The 16,323-nt window shown below is 56.1% G+C and carries 15 protein-coding genes; 9 read left to right on the forward strand and 6 right to left on the reverse strand.

The features are described from left to right. Positions 1-22 precede the first annotated feature (22 nt). Positions 23-526: a thiol peroxidase gene (gene tpx / locus KVT28_RS01995; RefSeq protein WP_101764298.1), complete on the reverse strand. Its 504-nt coding sequence runs from the start codon at positions 524-526 to the stop codon at positions 23-25. A 154-nt stretch (positions 527-680) separates the two neighbouring features. Here tpx and ycjG point away from each other — a divergent pair, with 154 nt between their 5' ends. Further along, positions 681-1,667, forward strand: a complete 987-nt coding sequence (gene ycjG / locus KVT28_RS02000) for an L-Ala-D/L-Glu epimerase (protein ID WP_217546521.1) — start codon at positions 681-683, stop codon at positions 1,665-1,667. On the opposite strand, the gene mpaA is transcribed toward ycjG, so the two are convergent. Continuing rightward, positions 1,636-2,349 (reverse strand): murein tripeptide amidase MpaA, encoded by a 714-nt coding sequence (gene mpaA, locus KVT28_RS02005; RefSeq protein ID WP_217546524.1) that lies wholly within the window; start codon positions 2,347-2,349, stop codon positions 1,636-1,638. The two genes, ycjG and mpaA, sit on opposite strands and share 32 nt — an antisense overlap. A gap of 209 nt (positions 2,350-2,558) precedes the next feature. On the opposite strand from mpaA, the gene KVT28_RS02010 reads away from it, so the two are divergent. The 3 genes from KVT28_RS02010 to KVT28_RS02020 all read left to right on the forward strand — a co-directional run bounded on the left by KVT28_RS02010 (position 2,559) and on the right by KVT28_RS02020 (position 5,685). Beyond that, entirely contained in the window at positions 2,559-4,178 is a 1,620-nt protein-coding gene (locus KVT28_RS02010) for an ABC transporter substrate-binding protein (protein ID WP_217546526.1), read from the forward strand. Positions 4,179-4,299: 121 nt separating this feature from the next. Beyond that, the gene (gene zntB / locus KVT28_RS02015; RefSeq protein ID WP_210080723.1) at positions 4,300-5,283 is read left to right on the forward strand and encodes a zinc transporter ZntB; all 984 of its coding nucleotides are present in this window, start codon (positions 4,300-4,302) and stop codon (positions 5,281-5,283) included. A 255-nt stretch (positions 5,284-5,538) separates the two neighbouring features. Then, a complete protein-coding gene (locus KVT28_RS02020) occupies positions 5,539-5,685 on the forward strand; it encodes a hypothetical protein (protein ID WP_167391210.1) in 147 nt (48 codons plus the stop codon). A gap of 50 nt (positions 5,686-5,735) precedes the next feature. On the opposite strand, the gene ttcA is transcribed toward KVT28_RS02020, so the two are convergent. Next, complete coding sequence (gene ttcA / locus KVT28_RS02025) at positions 5,736-6,671, reverse strand: tRNA 2-thiocytidine(32) synthetase TtcA (protein ID WP_101764303.1); 936 nt, start codon at positions 6,669-6,671, stop codon at positions 5,736-5,738. 282 nt (positions 6,672-6,953) lie between these two features. On the opposite strand from ttcA, the gene KVT28_RS02030 reads away from it, so the two are divergent. After that, positions 6,954-7,154 (forward strand): DUF2767 family protein, encoded by a 201-nt coding sequence (locus KVT28_RS02030; protein ID WP_008106442.1) that lies wholly within the window; start codon positions 6,954-6,956, stop codon positions 7,152-7,154. 56 nt (positions 7,155-7,210) lie between these two features. Here the strand turns inward: KVT28_RS02030 and nifJ are convergent, their stop codons facing one another. Both nifJ and KVT28_RS02040 read right to left on the reverse strand, forming a co-directional pair. Continuing rightward, positions 7,211-10,738 (reverse strand): pyruvate:ferredoxin (flavodoxin) oxidoreductase, encoded by a 3,528-nt coding sequence (gene nifJ, locus KVT28_RS02035; protein ID WP_217546529.1) that lies wholly within the window; start codon positions 10,736-10,738, stop codon positions 7,211-7,213. A gap of 138 nt (positions 10,739-10,876) precedes the next feature. Next, positions 10,877-11,533 (reverse strand): MgtC/SapB family protein, encoded by a 657-nt coding sequence (locus KVT28_RS02040; protein ID WP_061718808.1) that lies wholly within the window; start codon positions 11,531-11,533, stop codon positions 10,877-10,879. Between the two features lie 189 nt (positions 11,534-11,722). On the opposite strand from KVT28_RS02040, the gene KVT28_RS02045 reads away from it, so the two are divergent. Further along, complete coding sequence (locus KVT28_RS02045) at positions 11,723-11,995, forward strand: DUF333 domain-containing protein (protein ID WP_061718809.1); 273 nt, start codon at positions 11,723-11,725, stop codon at positions 11,993-11,995. 16 nt (positions 11,996-12,011) lie between these two features. On the opposite strand, the gene KVT28_RS02050 is transcribed toward KVT28_RS02045, so the two are convergent. Continuing rightward, on the reverse strand, positions 12,012-13,004 hold the full coding sequence (locus KVT28_RS02050) for a 2-hydroxyacid dehydrogenase (protein WP_192233964.1): 993 nt from the start codon (positions 13,002-13,004) through the stop codon (positions 12,012-12,014). Positions 13,005-13,175: 171 nt separating this feature from the next. Here KVT28_RS02050 and KVT28_RS02055 point away from each other — a divergent pair, with 171 nt between their 5' ends. Genes KVT28_RS02055 through KVT28_RS02065 form a run of 3 tightly spaced genes read left to right on the forward strand, consistent with a single transcriptional unit; the run spans position 13,176 to position 16,311 of the window. Beyond that, positions 13,176-15,794, forward strand: a complete 2,619-nt coding sequence (locus tag KVT28_RS02055) for a YdbH family protein (protein WP_217546531.1) — start codon at positions 13,176-13,178, stop codon at positions 15,792-15,794. Continuing rightward, positions 15,791-15,979: a YnbE family lipoprotein gene (locus KVT28_RS02060; RefSeq protein WP_008106429.1), complete on the forward strand. Its 189-nt coding sequence runs from the start codon at positions 15,791-15,793 to the stop codon at positions 15,977-15,979. Before KVT28_RS02055 ends, KVT28_RS02060 begins: the two co-directional genes overlap by 4 nt. Before the next feature lie 11 nt (positions 15,980-15,990). Continuing rightward, positions 15,991-16,311 (forward strand): YdbL family protein, encoded by a 321-nt coding sequence (locus KVT28_RS02065; protein WP_217547519.1) that lies wholly within the window; start codon positions 15,991-15,993, stop codon positions 16,309-16,311. The last annotated feature ends 12 nt before the right edge of the window (positions 16,312-16,323 follow it).

The raw sequence follows: 16,323 nt of genomic DNA on the forward strand, positions 1-16,323 counted from the left end.
TTTCGCCTGGCAGGCGAGAGATTTACTTCAGCGCAGCCAGCGCGGCATCGTAGTTTGGCTCTTCGGTGATTTCATTCACCAGCTCGCTGTAAATCACTTTATCGTTTTCATCCAGCACCACCACGGCACGCGCGGTCAGGCCTTTCAGCGGGCCATCAGCAATCGCCACGCCATAGTTTTCTTTGAACTCGGCGCCACGCAGGGAAGAGAGCGTGATCACGTTGCTGACGTTCTCTGCGCCACAGAAGCGTGACTGGGCGAAAGGCAGGTCGGAGGAGATGCAGAGCACAACCGTGTTGTTCGCTTCACCTGAACGCTCGTTAAACTTACGCACCGATGCCGCACACACGCCAGTATCAATGCTTGGGAAAATGTTCAGAACTTTGCGTTTGCCTGCATAATTAGCCAGGGATACGTCAGTAAGATCTTTTGCGACCAGGTTGAAAGGTTTAGCTTGCTCGCCAACTTGTGGGAACTGGCCTGCAACCGGCACCGGATTGCCCTGAAAGTGAACAGTCTGAGACATGCGATTTCCTTTTTTAACGATGAAATATCTGACTTTTGGAACGTCAGAACAGGTATAGCGCTTGTTTATGACATAATTTTTAAGGGTTTACGAGCGCATTTCCTGGCGATAATCGAGCCGGCTCGCATTAAAGCGACGGATTTAAGGAGAAATAATGAGAACAGTGAAGAGTTATCCGGAAGCCTGGCCGTTACATTCGCCGTTTGTTATTTCGCGCGGCAGCCGCACCGAGGCGCATGTTGTGGTAGTGGAAATCGAGCAAGATGGCGTTAAAGGTGTTGGCGAAGCGACGCCTTACGCGCGCTACGGTGAAAGTGAGGAGTCGGTGCTCAAGCAGATCGCCTCGCAGCTAAGCGCGTTGCAAAGCGGCATGACGCGAGAAGCGCTGCAACAGGCGTTACCGGCGGGCGCGGCACGCAACGTGATTGACTGCGCAATGTGGGATCTGGCACGACAGCAGCAGGGCGAAAGTCTGGTGCAATTGTGCGCGGTGCAACTGGCTGAAGAGATTGTCACCGCACATACCATCAGCATCGATACGCCAGATGCGATGGCCAGCAGCGCGCAGGCGCTGTGGCAACATGGCGCGCGTTTATTGAAGATTAAAATGGACGATCACCTGATCAGCGAACGTTTGGTGGCGATACGCAGCGCGGTACCGGACGCGACTTTGATTGTCGATGCCAACGAATCCTGGCATGCCGAAGGCCTGGCGGCACGCTGTCAGCTGCTGGCCGACCTCAATGTCGCGATGCTGGAACAGCCGCTACCGGCCGCAGAAGACAGCGCGCTGGGCAACTTTATCCATCCGCTGCCAATCTGCGCCGATGAAAGCTGCCATACGCGTGAAAGCCTGCCGCAGCTGAAAGGGCGCTATGAGATGGTGAATATCAAGCTGGATAAAACCGGCGGATTAACGGAAGCGCTGGCGCTGGCAGAGGCGGCGCAGCAGCAGGGATTCGCGATTATGCTCGGCTGCATGCTCTGCACGTCGCGGGCGATTCGTGCGGCATTACCGCTTACGGCGCGCGCGACCTTCGCGGATCTCGACGGTCCAACCTGGCTTGCGGCCGATGTTGAACCGTCGCTGCATTTTTCTCACGGCGTACTCAAGCCGCTGGCTGCCAGCGCAGCAGATTGATCATCGCTTCCAGATAGACTTCGGTGGCTTCGTCCACCGAAATCGGCGGCATCTCGGCGGTAATGCATAACAGGCCGAGGTCGTCGCACCAGCTGCCAAACGAACCCGGCGTAGCATAACCCACGCTGCTCACCACCGGCAGCGCGGTCTGCTGCGCCAGCCACTGCGCTAATTCGCTGTGGTGCGGATCATCAATACAGGCCAGCGGCTCATGCCACGAAACCACCCAACGCGGTTTGATCTGATGAATGAGCTGGCACAGCGCGCGGGTTTCTGGTTCGGAAGAGGGCGCTGATCCGGTTGAAAGCACCACATCACGCTCATCCGCTTCGCTGTTCCAGCGATACACCGTGTCGCCATGCTGCCAGTTAGCGGCGGGGAAGTTACGGTTGAGATCGACGCCATTGGCGTTGGCGCGCAGCCCCAACTGACAACCATCGGGATTGACCGCCAGAACAACGTGATGACGCCGCAGCCCGTCCGGCAAGGTGCGCATCGCGCCCGATAAGGTGGCAATCGCGGCATTCTCGTCGCCGTGCGTGCCAGCAATAATCAGCCCGCTTTCGGCATCGGCGGCGGGTGCCGGAAACCACAGCAGCGGTGCACCCAGCACCGATTGCCCGTATTGTTGCCAGACAGCGTCCAGCTTGCCGCGCAGCGGACGTGGATGGTATGACGACATGACGTTCCTCTATGAAATGCTTCCAACACCGCCAAAAGCCTTCTGGCGCTCAAGGTAAAAATGTGACCGGGAATCCAGCCTCAACATAACGGTAAATAGCCTGCGGGGAAATAGCTATATATCAATCAGCAATTTGCGATAAAGTGCCAAAAGTTGCTGGCGACACAATCTCTTCGCGGTCGCCATTTTTTTCGCGTAAAGGAGTGGTGATGAAACTAACGTTCAGCAAAACGCTGACTGCCTTAATTGTAGCCAGTGCAGCCTCACCCGCATTCGCCGCCAACGTGCCGCCGGGCGCACAGCTGGCCAGCACCCAGGAAATTGTTCGCCATATTAAAGATGAACCCGCTTCACTCGATCCGATGAAGGCGGTTGGTTTGCCAGAAATTCAGGTGATGCGCGATCTATTTGAAGGGCTGACCAATCAGGACGCCCACGGAAACATCGTGCCGGGCGTAGCGCTAAGCTGGAGCAGCAACGACAACAAAACCTGGATCTTCACCCTGCGGAAAGATGCGCGCTGGTCAAATGGTGAGCCGGTTACCGCGCAGGATTTTGTCTATAGCTGGCAACGTTTAGTTGAGCCGAAGAACAGTTCGCCGTTTGCCTGGTTCGCCGCCTTAAGCGGCATTGAAAACGCCGAAGCAATCACCAAAGGACAGATGAGCGCCGATAAGCTGGGCGTAACGGCAACCGATGCGACCCACCTTAAGGTGACATTGTCACGTCCTGTACCGTGGTTCCCGAGCATGGTCGCCAACGCCGCGATGTATCCGGTATCGAAGCAAGTGATTGAAAAAGAAGGCGATAGCTGGACATCACCGGGCAAGCTGGTGGGCAATGGCGCTTATCAGCTGCAGGATCGCGTGGTGAACGAAAAAATTGTATTGGTGCGCAACGCTAACTATTGGGATGACCAAAAATCGGTGCTGACGAAAGTCTTGTTTATTCCGATTAATGAAGAATCCAGTGCTACCAAACGCTATCGTGCCAACGATATCGATATCACCGAATCCTTCCCGAAAAACATGTACGCGCTGCTGAAAAAAGAGTTGCCTGGTCAGGTGTATACGCCGGATCAGCTTGGCACCTATTACTACGCGTTCAATACCGAGAAAGGGCCAACCGCTGATGTACGCGTACGCAAGGCGCTGTCGTGGAGCATCGATCGTCGCATCATTGCGGAGAAAGTATTGGGCACCGGCGAAAAACCGGCCTGGCACTTCACGCCGGACGTTACCGCCGGTTTCACCCCGATGAAGAGCTATCTGCAGCAACATAGCCAGCAGGAGCTGAACGCGCAGGCCAAAGCATTGCTGACAGCGGCAGGTTATGGACCGGGCAAACCGCTGCATTTGACGCTGCTCTACAACACCTCGGAAAGCCATCAGAAAATTGCTATCGCGGTGGCGTCAATGTGGAAGAAGAATCTTGGCGTAAATGTCACCTTGCAAAATCAGGAGTGGAAAACCTATATCGACAGCCGTAACAGCGGCAATTTCGATGTGATCCGCGCTTCATGGATCGGCGATTATAATGAGCCTTCAACCTTCCTCAGTCTGCTGACCTCGACCCACACCGGCAATATCGCGCGCTTCCGCAGTGCCGATTACGATGCGGTGATCACCAAAGCCAGCACTGAAACCAGCGTGGCGGCGCGTAACACCGATTACAACAAAGCCGAGCAGATCATCGCCGATCAGGCACCAATCGCGCCGATCTACCAATACACCAACGGCCGCTTAATCAAGCCGTGGGTGAAAGGTTATCCGATCACCAATCCTGAAGACGTGGCGTACAGCCGCGAGCTGTGGATTGAGAAGCATTAATCCTGCACATCCGCAGGCGGTGATTGTCACCGCCTGTCATCTTTGCTCACAGCCTGATGATTGCAACTGGTCTGCGCCACGCTAGACTGTATCGTATTGATTTTGATAGTGAGGCGAGTTCGTGAACGTCATTGAAGGAAAAGCGTTACAAGTATCCGATGCCATTGTGTCCTGTCAGCTGGATGGCGCAGGCGGCATGATCCCCATCGAAGATAAAGACGTCATCAACTGCGAACGTCCCTGCTGGTTGCACCTCAATTACACCCAACGACAAAGTGCGGAATGGCTGCAAAACACGCCGCTGATCCCCGATTCGGTGCGTGATGCGCTGGCGGGCGACAGCATGCGGCCGCGCGTGGCGCGGCTCGGTGACGGCTTCATGATTGTGCTGCGCAGCGTGAACCATAACGCCGATTCACGTCCCGATCAGCTGGTGGCGATGCGCGTATTTATCAACGACAAGCTGATTGTCTCGACGCGCCGTCGCAAAGTGTACGCCATTGATGCCGTGCTGACCGATCTACAACAAGGTAACGGTCCTGTTGACGGCGGCAGCTGGCTGGTGGATGTGTGCGATGCGTTAACCGATCACGCCAGCGAATTTATCGAAGAGATGCACGATAAAATTATCGAGCTGGAAGATGCGCTGATGAATCAGGAAGTACCAGCGCGCGGCGATTTGGCGCTGCTGCGTAAGCAGCTGATTGTGATGCGTCGTTATATGGCACCGCAGCGCGATGTCTATGCGCGGCTGGCTATCGAGAAGATGGCGTGGATGAACGACGACGATCGTCGCCGTATGCAAGAAGTTGCCGATCGCTTAGGTCGCGGATTGGACGATCTCAATGCCGGCGTGGCGCGTACTTCGATTCTGGCGGATGAAGTGGCGTCAATACTTGCGGAATCGATGAATCGCCGCACTTATACCATGTCGTTGATGGCGATGATTTTTTTACCGGCCACGTTCCTTACCGGCTTATTCGGCGTCAACCTCGGCGGCATTCCGGGCGGCAATTGGGCGCTGGGCTTTACCGCTTTCTGCGTGCTGCTATTGGTGATGGTTGGCGGCGTGGCGATATGGCTGAAACGGCGGAAATGGTTGTAAGGCAGAAAAGCGGATTAAACCTGATCGATATCAATATCCCGCCAGCGCAATCGGGGCAAACTCTTTCCCGCAGGTGAATGCAACGTCAAGCGATGGGCGTTGCGCTCCATATTGTCTTACTTCCTTTTTTGAATTACTGCATAGCACATTTGATTCGTACGACGCCGGCTTATCCGCCGGCTTTTTTTTGCCCGCCTGGCTTGCTCGGCCAACCTTTCCTATGCTTAAAGAACATTCAGCGACAAGGAGAAGGGCATGCAAGAGATCATTGCCAGCGAACCGATTCCTACCGATCCACCACCGATTCCCGAACCGATTCCACAACCGCAGCCGATACCACCCGCACAGCCACCACACGATCCCGAATTCCCACCGATCCAGGATCCTCCGCCGCACCGTTAATAAAAAAGGCGCGTAGCCGAAGCGACGCGCCTTTTTCACAGCAAAACCGATTACTTAATTTCCAGCACATCAAGACGTACGCTGAGATTCGGCGCATCATCCTCTTCTGGCTGCCAGCCCGCGGGCTGCACCGGCAAGCTTTCGCGATCAAACGCCAAATCACCGCCATCCACCACGGCATCACCGTGTTTGATGCCTTTGAAATCGAACAAATTAATGTCGGCCATGTGTGATGGCACCACATTCTGCATCGCGGTAAACATGGTTTCGATACGGCCCGGATAACGTTTATCCCAGTCACGCAGCATGTCGGCAACCACCTGACGTTGCAGATTCGGCTGCGAACCGCATAGGTTGCACGGAATGATCGGGAACTGGCGCGCTTCCGCAAAACGAATGATGTCTTTCTCGCGGCAGTATGCCAGCGGACGAATCACGATATGTTTACCGTCATCGCTCATCAGTTTTGGTGGCATGCCTTTCATCTTGCCGCCGTAGAACATGTTGAGGAACATGGTCTGCAGAATATCGTCGCGATGATGACCTAAGGCGATTTTGCTACAACCCAACTCGGTGGCGGTGCGATACAGAATCCCCCGGCGCAAACGCGAACAGAGCGAGCAGGTAGTTTTGCCTTCAGGAATCTTATCTTTAACGATGGAATAAGTGTCTTCGTTAACGATGTGATACTCAACGCCCTGTTGTTCCAGATAGGCCGGCAAAATATGCTCCGGGAAACCGGGCTGTTTCTGGTCGAGATTCACCGCCACCAGCGAGAAGTTCACCGGCGCGCTCTGCTGCAAATTACGCAGGATCTCCAGCATGGTGTAGCTGTCTTTACCACCAGACAGACAAACCATGATGCGATCGCCTTCTTCAATCATGTTGAAGTCAGCAATGGCTTCGCCAACGTTGCGACGCAAACGCTTCTGCAGTTTGTTGAGGTTGTACTGCTCTTTTTTTGTTACTTCTTGATTTTCTGACATTATTTTCACGCTTGAGAGTGAAGGCGAGGGCCGTTAGCGGCTGAAGCAATCTTCAACGGCAATAAACCCTGTAAACATGACTGCGTATGGTACGGATTGCGGGCGCGAATGCTAGCCTGAAGTGATCTCTTTTCTGATGATAACTCATTGCGCTTGAGACAAAGGCGCACACTTTGTCAGAACAATCTGGCTATTTATTGATCTGGGCAAATATTTACCTCATCTGGGCCTGACAGGATGGCCGAAGTGCTTTTTTTACTTTCTTTAGGTGAGGAGCGGCAAATGCAAACGTACGATATGGTTTTTGAAGAGGCGTGTCGGCTGGTGGGGCAATGTTATCTGGAGCTGGCACAGCGAGGCGCAGCAACCGAGAAAGAGGTGCTAGCCAGCGAGTTGCGCAATCTACAGTTGCGCTATCGTGAACTCACCGGCTCACCGAATCGGGCGGTAGAGATGGCCATCGTTCAGCTCAAGCCGTGTTAATCCATCAACATTAACCCAGCAAAGAAACGCCCGGCCATCGCGCCGGGCTTTTTCATCTACTCGCTTTTCTCGGTTTTCCCGGCTAACTCGGCCAGCCGCTGATAACGCTGACTGGCGGCTACCGTTGCATCACGCCACAGCTGCGACGCTTCTTCTGGCCGCTGAGTTTGCAATTGGCGGAAACGCTGCTCGTTCATTAATGCTTGTTCGAGTTCCGAGGTCGGCGGACGCGAATCCAGCGCCAGCGCGGCTTTACCTTGCTCGGCGCGTCGAGGATCAAAACGATAAAGCGGCCAGAAACCGCTGGTGGTCAGCAGGCGCATCTGCTCGTGGCTATAAGCCAGATCGTAGCCATGCTCTTCACACGGGCTGTAAGCGATGATCAGCGAGGGTCCCGGCCAGGCTTCCGCTTCCTGAAACGCTTTCACGGTTTGATTGAGCTGCGCGCCCAGCGAAATCTGCGCCACATACACATGCCCGTACAGCAGCGTCGACATGCCGAGATCCTTGCGCGCCTTGCGTTTCCCCTGTTCGCCAAACTTGGTCACCGCGCCGAGCGGCGTCGCTTTTGATGCCTGGCCGCCCGTATTGGAGTAGCACTGCGTATCCAGCACCAGCACGTTAACGTTTTCGCTCAGGCTCATCACGTGATCGAGGCCGCCGTAGCCAATGTCATACGCCCAACCATCGCCACCGATCAGCCAGACCGATTTCGCCACCAGCGCATCCGCTGTGTCGTTTAGGGCTTTGGCTTCAGGCTGCGGTGAAGCCGCGAGCAGGGCGCGCAGCTGTATAATCTGCTCGCGTCGTTGGGAAATGGTGACGTTGTCACTTTTTAATGCGTCAACCAATGCCGCCGGTAGCTGCGCAGCGCATTGATCCAGTAATCTGAGCGCGCGCTGTTTCTGCTGGTCCACGCTCAAGCGGAAGCCCAGACCAAATTCGGCATTATCTTCAAATAGCGAATTCGCCCACGCCGGACCGCGACCTTCAGCATTGGTGGTGTAAGGCGTGGAAGGCAGATTACCGCCATAAATGGAGGAGCAGCCGGTGGCATTGGCAATCAGCAGGCGATCGCCATACAGCTGCGTCAGTAGTTTGATATAGGGCGTTTCCCCGCAGCCCGAGCAGGCACCGGAATATTCAAACAGCGGCGTAATCAGCTGCGAGGTGCGAATATCAATACGTTCCAGCTGCTCGGCGGTGATCTCCGGCAGCGCAAGGAAGGCAGCGTAATTGACCTTTTCCGTCTCAACATGCTCCAGGCGTGATTTCATGTTGATGGCTTTGATTTCCGGATGCTGGCGATCGCTGGCCGGGCACACTTCCACACACAAATTGCAGCCGGTGCAATCTTCCGGCGCCACCTGCAGCACGTATTTCTGTCCGCGCATATCGCGCGATTTCACATCCAGAGAAGCGAGCGAAGATGGCGCATCGTCCAGCGCTGCAGGATCAACCACTTTGGCGCGAATGGCCGAGTGCGGGCAGGCGGCGACGCAATGGTTGCACTGCGTACAGAGATCGGGCTGCCAGATCGGCACGGCTTCGGCGATATTGCGCTTTTCCCATTGCGTGGTGCCAACTGGCCAGGTTCCATCAGGCGGCAGCGCCGAAACCGGCAGTTTATCGCCAAGGCCGGCAAGCATCACTGCGGTGACGGTTTTGACGAAATCCGGCGCGCTATCGGCTACCACCGGCGGGCGATGCGGACTGCGATCGTCTACCGGTTGCAGCGGCACCGTCTGCAGCGCTTGTTGTGCCATCGCCAGCGCTTGCCAGTTTCGCTGCACCAGCTCTTCGCCTTTGCTGCTGTAGCTGCGCGCAATGGCGTTTTGCAGTTCAGTTAACGCGCTATCGCCCGGCAAAATCTGGGTCAGCTGGAAAAAGGCCATCTGCATCACGGTGTTGATACGCGCGCCCAGCTGGCATTCGCGCGCGATACGCGCAGCGTTGATCACATAAAATCGCGCCTGTTTGTCGTTGAGCTGGCTCTGCACTTCCTGCGGCAGGCGCGGCCACACTTCCTCAGCGCTGTAGGGCGTATTGAGTAGAAAAATCCCGCCCGGTTTAAGCTGATCGAGCATCGAATACTTATCGATAAACTGCAGCTGATGGCAGCCAATGAAATCGGCTTGCTGAATCAAATAGGCGGATTGAATCGGATATTCACTGACGCGCAGATGGGAAATCGTCAGGCCGCCGGCTTTCTTCGAGTCGTAGACAAAATAGCCCTGCACCTGCCACGGCGTGGCGTTACCGATTATCTTCAGGTTATTTTTACTGGCGCTGACGCTGCCGTCGCTGCCCAAACCATAAAACAGCGCTTCAAGCCGTGCGCGATTCGGCACGATGTTGGCTTCCAGCGGCAGCGAAAGATGGGTGACGTCGTCGTAAATGCCGACGGTAAAACGCGCTGGCGGTGTTTCGCGCAGCAAGGCACGAAACACTGCCAGCACCGCATCGGGTGCGAACTCTTTCGACGACAAACCATAGCGACCGCCAATCACCTTCGGCAGCGACACACGCTCGCCACGGCTGTAAGCTTCAGCCAGCGCGGTCATCACATCCAGGAATAGCGGTTCGCCGAGCGCACCGGGCTCTTTGGTGCGATCGAGCACCGCAATCCGCTGGGCGGAAGCGGGGATCTTTTGCAGCAAGTGCACCGCCGAAAACGGACGATAGAGGCGCACTTTAACCAGCCCGACTTTCTCGCCGCGCTGCAGCATCTCATCAATCGCATCTTCAGCCGTGCCGCAGCCGGAGCCCATCATCACCATTACGCGCTCGGCCTGCGGATGGCCGTAAAACTCAAACGGCTGATAATGGCGGCCGGTATTTTCGCCAAACGCGGTCATTGCAGCCTCAACGTGCTGGGTGCAATCGTCATACCAGCGGTTGGTGGCTTCGCGTGACTGGAAATAGGTATCAGGATTGGCGGATGTGCCGCGAATCGTTGGACGATCCGGCGTCAATGCACGGGCGCGATGGGCGTTGATTGCCTCGGCGGGCATCAGCGCCTGCAAGGTTTCATCGCTGAGCGGCACGATCTTGTTGATCTCGTGCGAAGTGCGGAAGCCATCAAAGAAGTGGATGAAAGGGATGCGGCTATTCAGTGAGGCGATTTGTGCAATCAGGGCAAAATCCTGCGCTTCCTGCACGCTGGAGGCGCAGAGCTGCGCGCAGCCGGTTTGTCGTACTGCCATGACATCGGAGTGATCACCAAATATCGACAGCGCGTGCGTCGCCACGGTCCGCGCCGCGACGTGCAGCACAAACGGCGTCAGCTGGCCCGCCAGTTTGTAGAGCGTCGGGATCATCAACAGCAATCCCTGCGACGAGGTGAAGGTGGTTGAAAGTGCGCCGGTTTGCAGCGCGCCGTGCACCGTGGCAATCGCGCCGCCTTCAGATTGCATCTCGACCACGCGCGGCACATCGCCCCAGATATTACGGCGGCCTTCGCCGGACCAGCTATCCGCCAGCTCGGCCATGGTTGAGCTGGGCGTGATGGGATAAATGGCAATCACTTCGCTGGTGCGGAAGGCGACTGAAGCCACTGCACCGTTACCGTCGACGGTAATCATAAATCGTCCTTTGCTACGCTGAGAAAACCGCAAACTTTACGGGGGTTATCAGTTCAGTTTAGCAAAGGGCTATGACGCGACTTTTTCATCTGTGTGCTGGCGAGGTGGCAGCGCACCGCAATCTAACATTGATGATTTTTACATCATCTCCAGCGATTGAACGCCTTTGATTTCCATCACTTTGTCATAGATGTTATGCATTGGTGTGCGTCGTGACAATGTCACCTCAACGCTCAGTTCGCACAGACCAACCTCTTCATCACGATTCACTACGGCGATGTGACCGTAACGCACATTTTCACGTTGCAGCACCAGCAGCACCAGCGGCACGCTTTTTGGTTTGAGGTGCACCAGCAGCGTATGGTGACGGCCTATCAGCCAGTGACTGATGCGACGGAACGTCTCCAGCACCACCAGCGCCAGCACGGTGCCGTAGATACCGATTTCATACATGCCGCTACCGATCACCAGACCAATCGCCGCCGTCACCCATAAACCGGCGGCGGTAGTAAGACCTTTCACCACTTGCTTCTGAATAATGATGGTACCGGCGCCGAGGAAGCCCATGCCGCTCACCACCTGCGCCGCAATACGGCTGGGATCGAGCGCTACATGGTCGCTGACTAACATATCGGCAAAGCCATATTTCGATACCAGCATAAACATCGCGCTGCCGATACCGACCAGGATATGGGTGCGCAAACCGGCCTCTTTGGCGCGCAGCTGCCGCTCTAGCCCAATCAGTCCGCCGAGAATTCCCGCCAGCGCGATGCGGATAAGCATATCCGTCAACATCGTTCTCTCCTTAGTTATTGAAAAACAAACCCTCCGCCGGGTGAAAAGGGCGGAAACATCTCAAACAGGATAATTCTGCTTGCAAACAATGAAATTAAATTTTGTAAAAAGCTGTGTCGCCTATCGACCCCTCAGCGCACCTGACATATGCTGGTGCGACTTTTTCGCTCAATCCCCGGAGCTCCATCGATGAAAGCCGCTCTCTTCCTGCTGGCTGGCGCCACCTTGTTACTTTCTGCCTGCAGCAGCAACAGTGACAACGAACCGCCGCAACAAGCTACTGCCGCCCACGTACAACCGCGCGTTGTGATGTCATCAATGGCTGAAGTGAATTGCAGTAATGCCGGGGGATCGCTGGCGTTTTCGCGTCAGTTAGACGGTTCACGCATCGGTATGTGCCAGTTGGCGAATGGTCGTCGCTGTGACGAACAGGCGCTAATGGGTGGAAGCTGCGCCCGCTAAGGCAGGCGCAGAAGGGTTAGGCGGTGACCTGATTCGGGCTGATTTCGCCGCGTTCCAGCTGTTGTAAGTTGCTGAGCGTGGTTTCTGAAATTGCCGTCAAGGCTTCGGCGGTCAGGAAAGCCTGATGGCCGGTGAACAGCACGTTGTGACAGGCCGACAGACGACGGAACACATCATCCTGAATCACGTCATTCGATTTGTCTTCAAAGAACAGATCGCGCTCGTTTTCATACACATCCATCCCCAGCGAACCAATCTTCTGCTGTTTAAGCGCATCAATTGCCGCTTGTGAATCAATCAAACCGCCACGGCTGGTGTTGATGATCATCACGCCATCTTTCATTTGGCTGAACGCCTGCGCGTTAAGCAGATGGTGGTTTTCCGGCGTAAGCGGACAGTGCAGCGTAATCACATCGGCTTCAGCGAACAGCGTTTTGAGATCGACATATTCCGCGCCCAGCTCCAGCGCCGCCTGGCTTGGATAGGGATCGAACGCTAACAGGCGCATGCCAAATCCCTTGAGAATACGCATCGCCGCGATACCAATCTTGCCGGTTCCGACCACGCCCGCGGTTTTGTTATGCATGTTAAAACCGGTTAAGCCATCCAGCGAGAAGTTTGCGTCGCGCGTGCGTTGATAGGCGCGGTGAATGCGACGATTCAGCGTCATCATCAGGCCAACCGCATGTTCCGCTACCGCTTCTGGCGAATATGCCGGGACGCGCACCACGTTTAAGCCAAGCGCTTTCGCCGCCGCCAGATCGACGTTATTGAAACCGGCACAGCGCAGCGCAACGTGCTTCACGCCCAGCGCCGCCAACTCTTCCAGCACCGCTTTGCTGGCATCATCGTTGACGAAAATACACACCGCATCACAGCCCGCGGCGTTCTTTGCCGTCGCCGGTGTCAGCAGGAAGTCAAAAAACTGCAGCTCAAATCCGTAGCTGTCGTTGACGTGTTCAAGGTATTTTTGGTCGTAATGCTTGGTGCTGTAAACCGCAACTTTCATTGTTTCGCTCCTGAAAAATGCAACGTCGGTATCACAACAGGATAACGTTTTCCGCGTCATTTTGCTGAGCTTCAGCCAGACTATGTCGCTAACACCTTCATTTGCCGGACGTAACATGCCATCATTTGGCTCCTCGTCGGGATTGTGTAAAGAACAGGAACGTTAACTGCCATGACGCGTGGCCTTCGCCGAACACTTGCTGCGCTGCTGGCGCTAATACTGCTGCTATTGGGATTGCTGCTGACGCTCACGCAATGGTTGCCGCGTCTGGCCGGTATCTGGCTGCCCGAAAATACTCGCGTGGAACTCAACGGCACGCCGCGCTGGCAGCAAGGCGCGCTGCATTTCCCGGCGGTGCGCTATCTGGCGGGCGATTGTGTACTGGCAAACGTCAGCGATGCGGCGCTCGGCTGGCAGCAAAAGCGCTGGCAACTTAGCGCGGGAGAAGTCCAACTCAATAGCGACTGCCTGCAATCGCTGCCGCACAGCGAAGCGAGCGGTGCGCCGCGCAGCCTGGCCGACTGGCAGAAGATGTTGCCTGGCGCCGATGTCCACCTGCAAAAAATCACCATTCTGCCGTGGCAACAATATGCCGGACGTTTCGATCTCACCTTAAATAACGATGTGCAGCGGCTGCATTATCAGGGCGACAACCTGAGTGTGGATGCGCGGTTGCAAGGCCAGCTGCTGCAGATTGCCCAGCTGCAGCTCAGTCATCCTTTACTGCCCAAACCGCTCAACCTGCATGGCGATGTCACCTTGCCAACCTTTGCCGATGGTTTGCCGGTAGCGGGCGAACTCAGCGCTGACCTCAATATTGTGCAGTGGCCGCAGCCGCTGGCGCTGGCGCTCAACTGGCAGCAACAGCAAGGCACCCTGACGGTGACACAGCAGGATGACGATCAGCCGCTGCTGCAGCTGCCGTGGCAGGTCGATGAGCGGCAGATTCGTATTACGCAAGGTCAATGGCGTTGGCCGCAGGCCGATCAGCCGCTATCGGGTGGCGTGGCAGTAACGCTGGAAAACTGGCAGCAAGGACTGGAAAACACGCTGGTCAGCGGGCGATTTAATTTGCTGACGCAAGGGCGCGGCGGTAAAGGCAATCTGGTATTAAGCGTTGGCCCGGGCAGACTGAGCATGGTCGATAGCGCCTTGCCGTTCCAGTTGACCGGCGAGAGCAAATTCGCCGATCTGCAGCTGTTTGGTAGCATGCCGGGCTTACTGCACGGCGTGCTGACCGATCCGCAATTGACCCTGAAACAAGGCGCGCTGCTGCGTTTGCGCGGTCGCTTGCTCTCAACGCTGGAAGTGGATGAAGCGCGCTGGCCGCTGGCGGGCGTAACGGTGGCGTCGAGCGGTATTAATGGTCGCCTGCAGGCAATACTTAAGGCACACGATCCCAGCTTTGGTCGTTTCAGATTGCATCTCGATGGCCGCGCCAGCGATTTCTGGCCCGACAGCGGCGTGTGGAACTGGCGTTATTGGGGGGACGGCCTGATCGAGCCGCTCACCGCCAAATGGGACGTGAAGGGCACCGGCAGCTGGCAGGACACCTTGATCAGCCTCGACACGCTGAATACCGGTTTCGATCAGCTGGCGTACGGCATGGTGCAAGTGGCTAAACCGCGCCTGACGCTCAATGCGCCGGTGCGCTGGCAGCGCGATCCCTCGCATCCGGCGTTTAACGGTGGCTTCACGCTAAAATCCGGTCAAACCCAGTTCAGCTACGGCGGCTGGCTGCCGCCATCAGAACTTAATTTTGAAGCCAAAGGCAGCGATCCCAGCCAGTTTATCTGGCGCGGTCAGCTGACGGCGGAGGATATTGGCCCGGTACGCGTGCATGGCCGCTGGGACGGCGAACGTCTGCGCGGCGAAGCCTGGTGGCCGGCGCAATCTTTAACGGTGTTCCAGCCGCTGCTCAGCAGCGATTTAAAAATGCGTATCCAGTCGGGTGAACTGCGCGCGCAAGTGGCATTCTCGGCGGCTAGCGAGCAGGGCTTTGAAGCGGGCGGTCACTGGACGGTGAAAAACGGCAGCCTGTGGATGCCGGACAGTGAAATCAACGGCATCGATTTCTCGCTGCCGTTCCGGCTGAAGGATCATCAATGGCAGCTTGGACGGCGCGGTCCGGTTTCACTGCGTATCGCCGAAGTAAAAAATCAGTTCTCGCTGCAAAACATCACCGCTGATTTGCAAGGTCACTATCCATGGCAGGAGCGCCAGCCGCTAACGCTCAGCAACGTCAATCTCGATCTGTTAGGCGGACACGTCAGCATGCCCGAACTGCGCATGCCACAGCATCAAGCGGCGCGCGTCTCGCTGAAGGAGATCAATCTCAGCAAGCTGGTCAGCGCGATCAAACCCAAGCAGTTTGCCATGTCTGGCAAGGTCAATGGCGAATTGCCGCTGTGGGTGAATAATCCGCAATGGCTGGTTGAAAAGGGCTGGATCGCCAACAGCGGTCCGCTCACCTTCCGGCTGGATAAAGATATGGCGGACGCGATTGTCAGCAATAACTTTGCGGCCGGAGCGGCGCTGGATTGGCTGCGCTACATGGAAATCTCGCGTTCATGGGCCACTATCGATCTGGATAACTTCGGCAATCTGATCATGCAATCGGAAGTGAAAGGCGTCAGCCAGTTCAGTAACCGCCGACAGACCGTTAATCTGAACTACCGGCATCAGGAAAATTTGTTCCAGCTGTGGCGCAGCCTGCGCTTTGGCGATAATTTGCAATCCTGGGTGGAGCAAAATGCCACCTTACCCTCGAAGAAGGATCCCCAACCATGAGCCTCAGGGCATTACTGGTGCTGGCAGCCTGGCTGCCGCTGATTGGCTGCGTGCCGCGCATTGAAGTTGCGGCGCCGAAAGAGCCCATCACCATCAATATGAACGTCAAAATTGAGCATGAGATTCACATCAAGGTGGATAAAGATGTGGAAGCGCTGCTGAAGAATCAGAGCGGACTGTTTTGAGGAGAAGCATGATGAAACGCAAGGGGATCGCGCTGCTTGCGGCGCTGCTGCTGATGCCGTTTGCCTGGGCGCTCACGCTGGATGAGGCGCGTCAACAGGGGCGCGTGGGCGAAACGCTCAGCGGCTATGTGGCGGCGCGTCAGCAGGACGAAGAAACGCTGGCGCTGGTCAAGCGCATCAACGATGGCCGCCTGCAGCAATATCAGCGCGTGGCGCAGCAAAATAACCTGACTGCCAGCGAAGTGGCGCGCATCGCCGGCGAAAAGCTGGTGAACCGCGCAGGTAGCGGCGAGTATGTGCGCGGCATCAATGGGCAGTGGCTGCGTAAGTAAGGTTTATCCGCA

This window comes from Pantoea sp. GbtcB22, from assembly GCF_019091025.1.
GTDB lineage: Bacteria > Pseudomonadota > Gammaproteobacteria > Enterobacterales > Enterobacteriaceae > Pantoea > Pantoea leporis.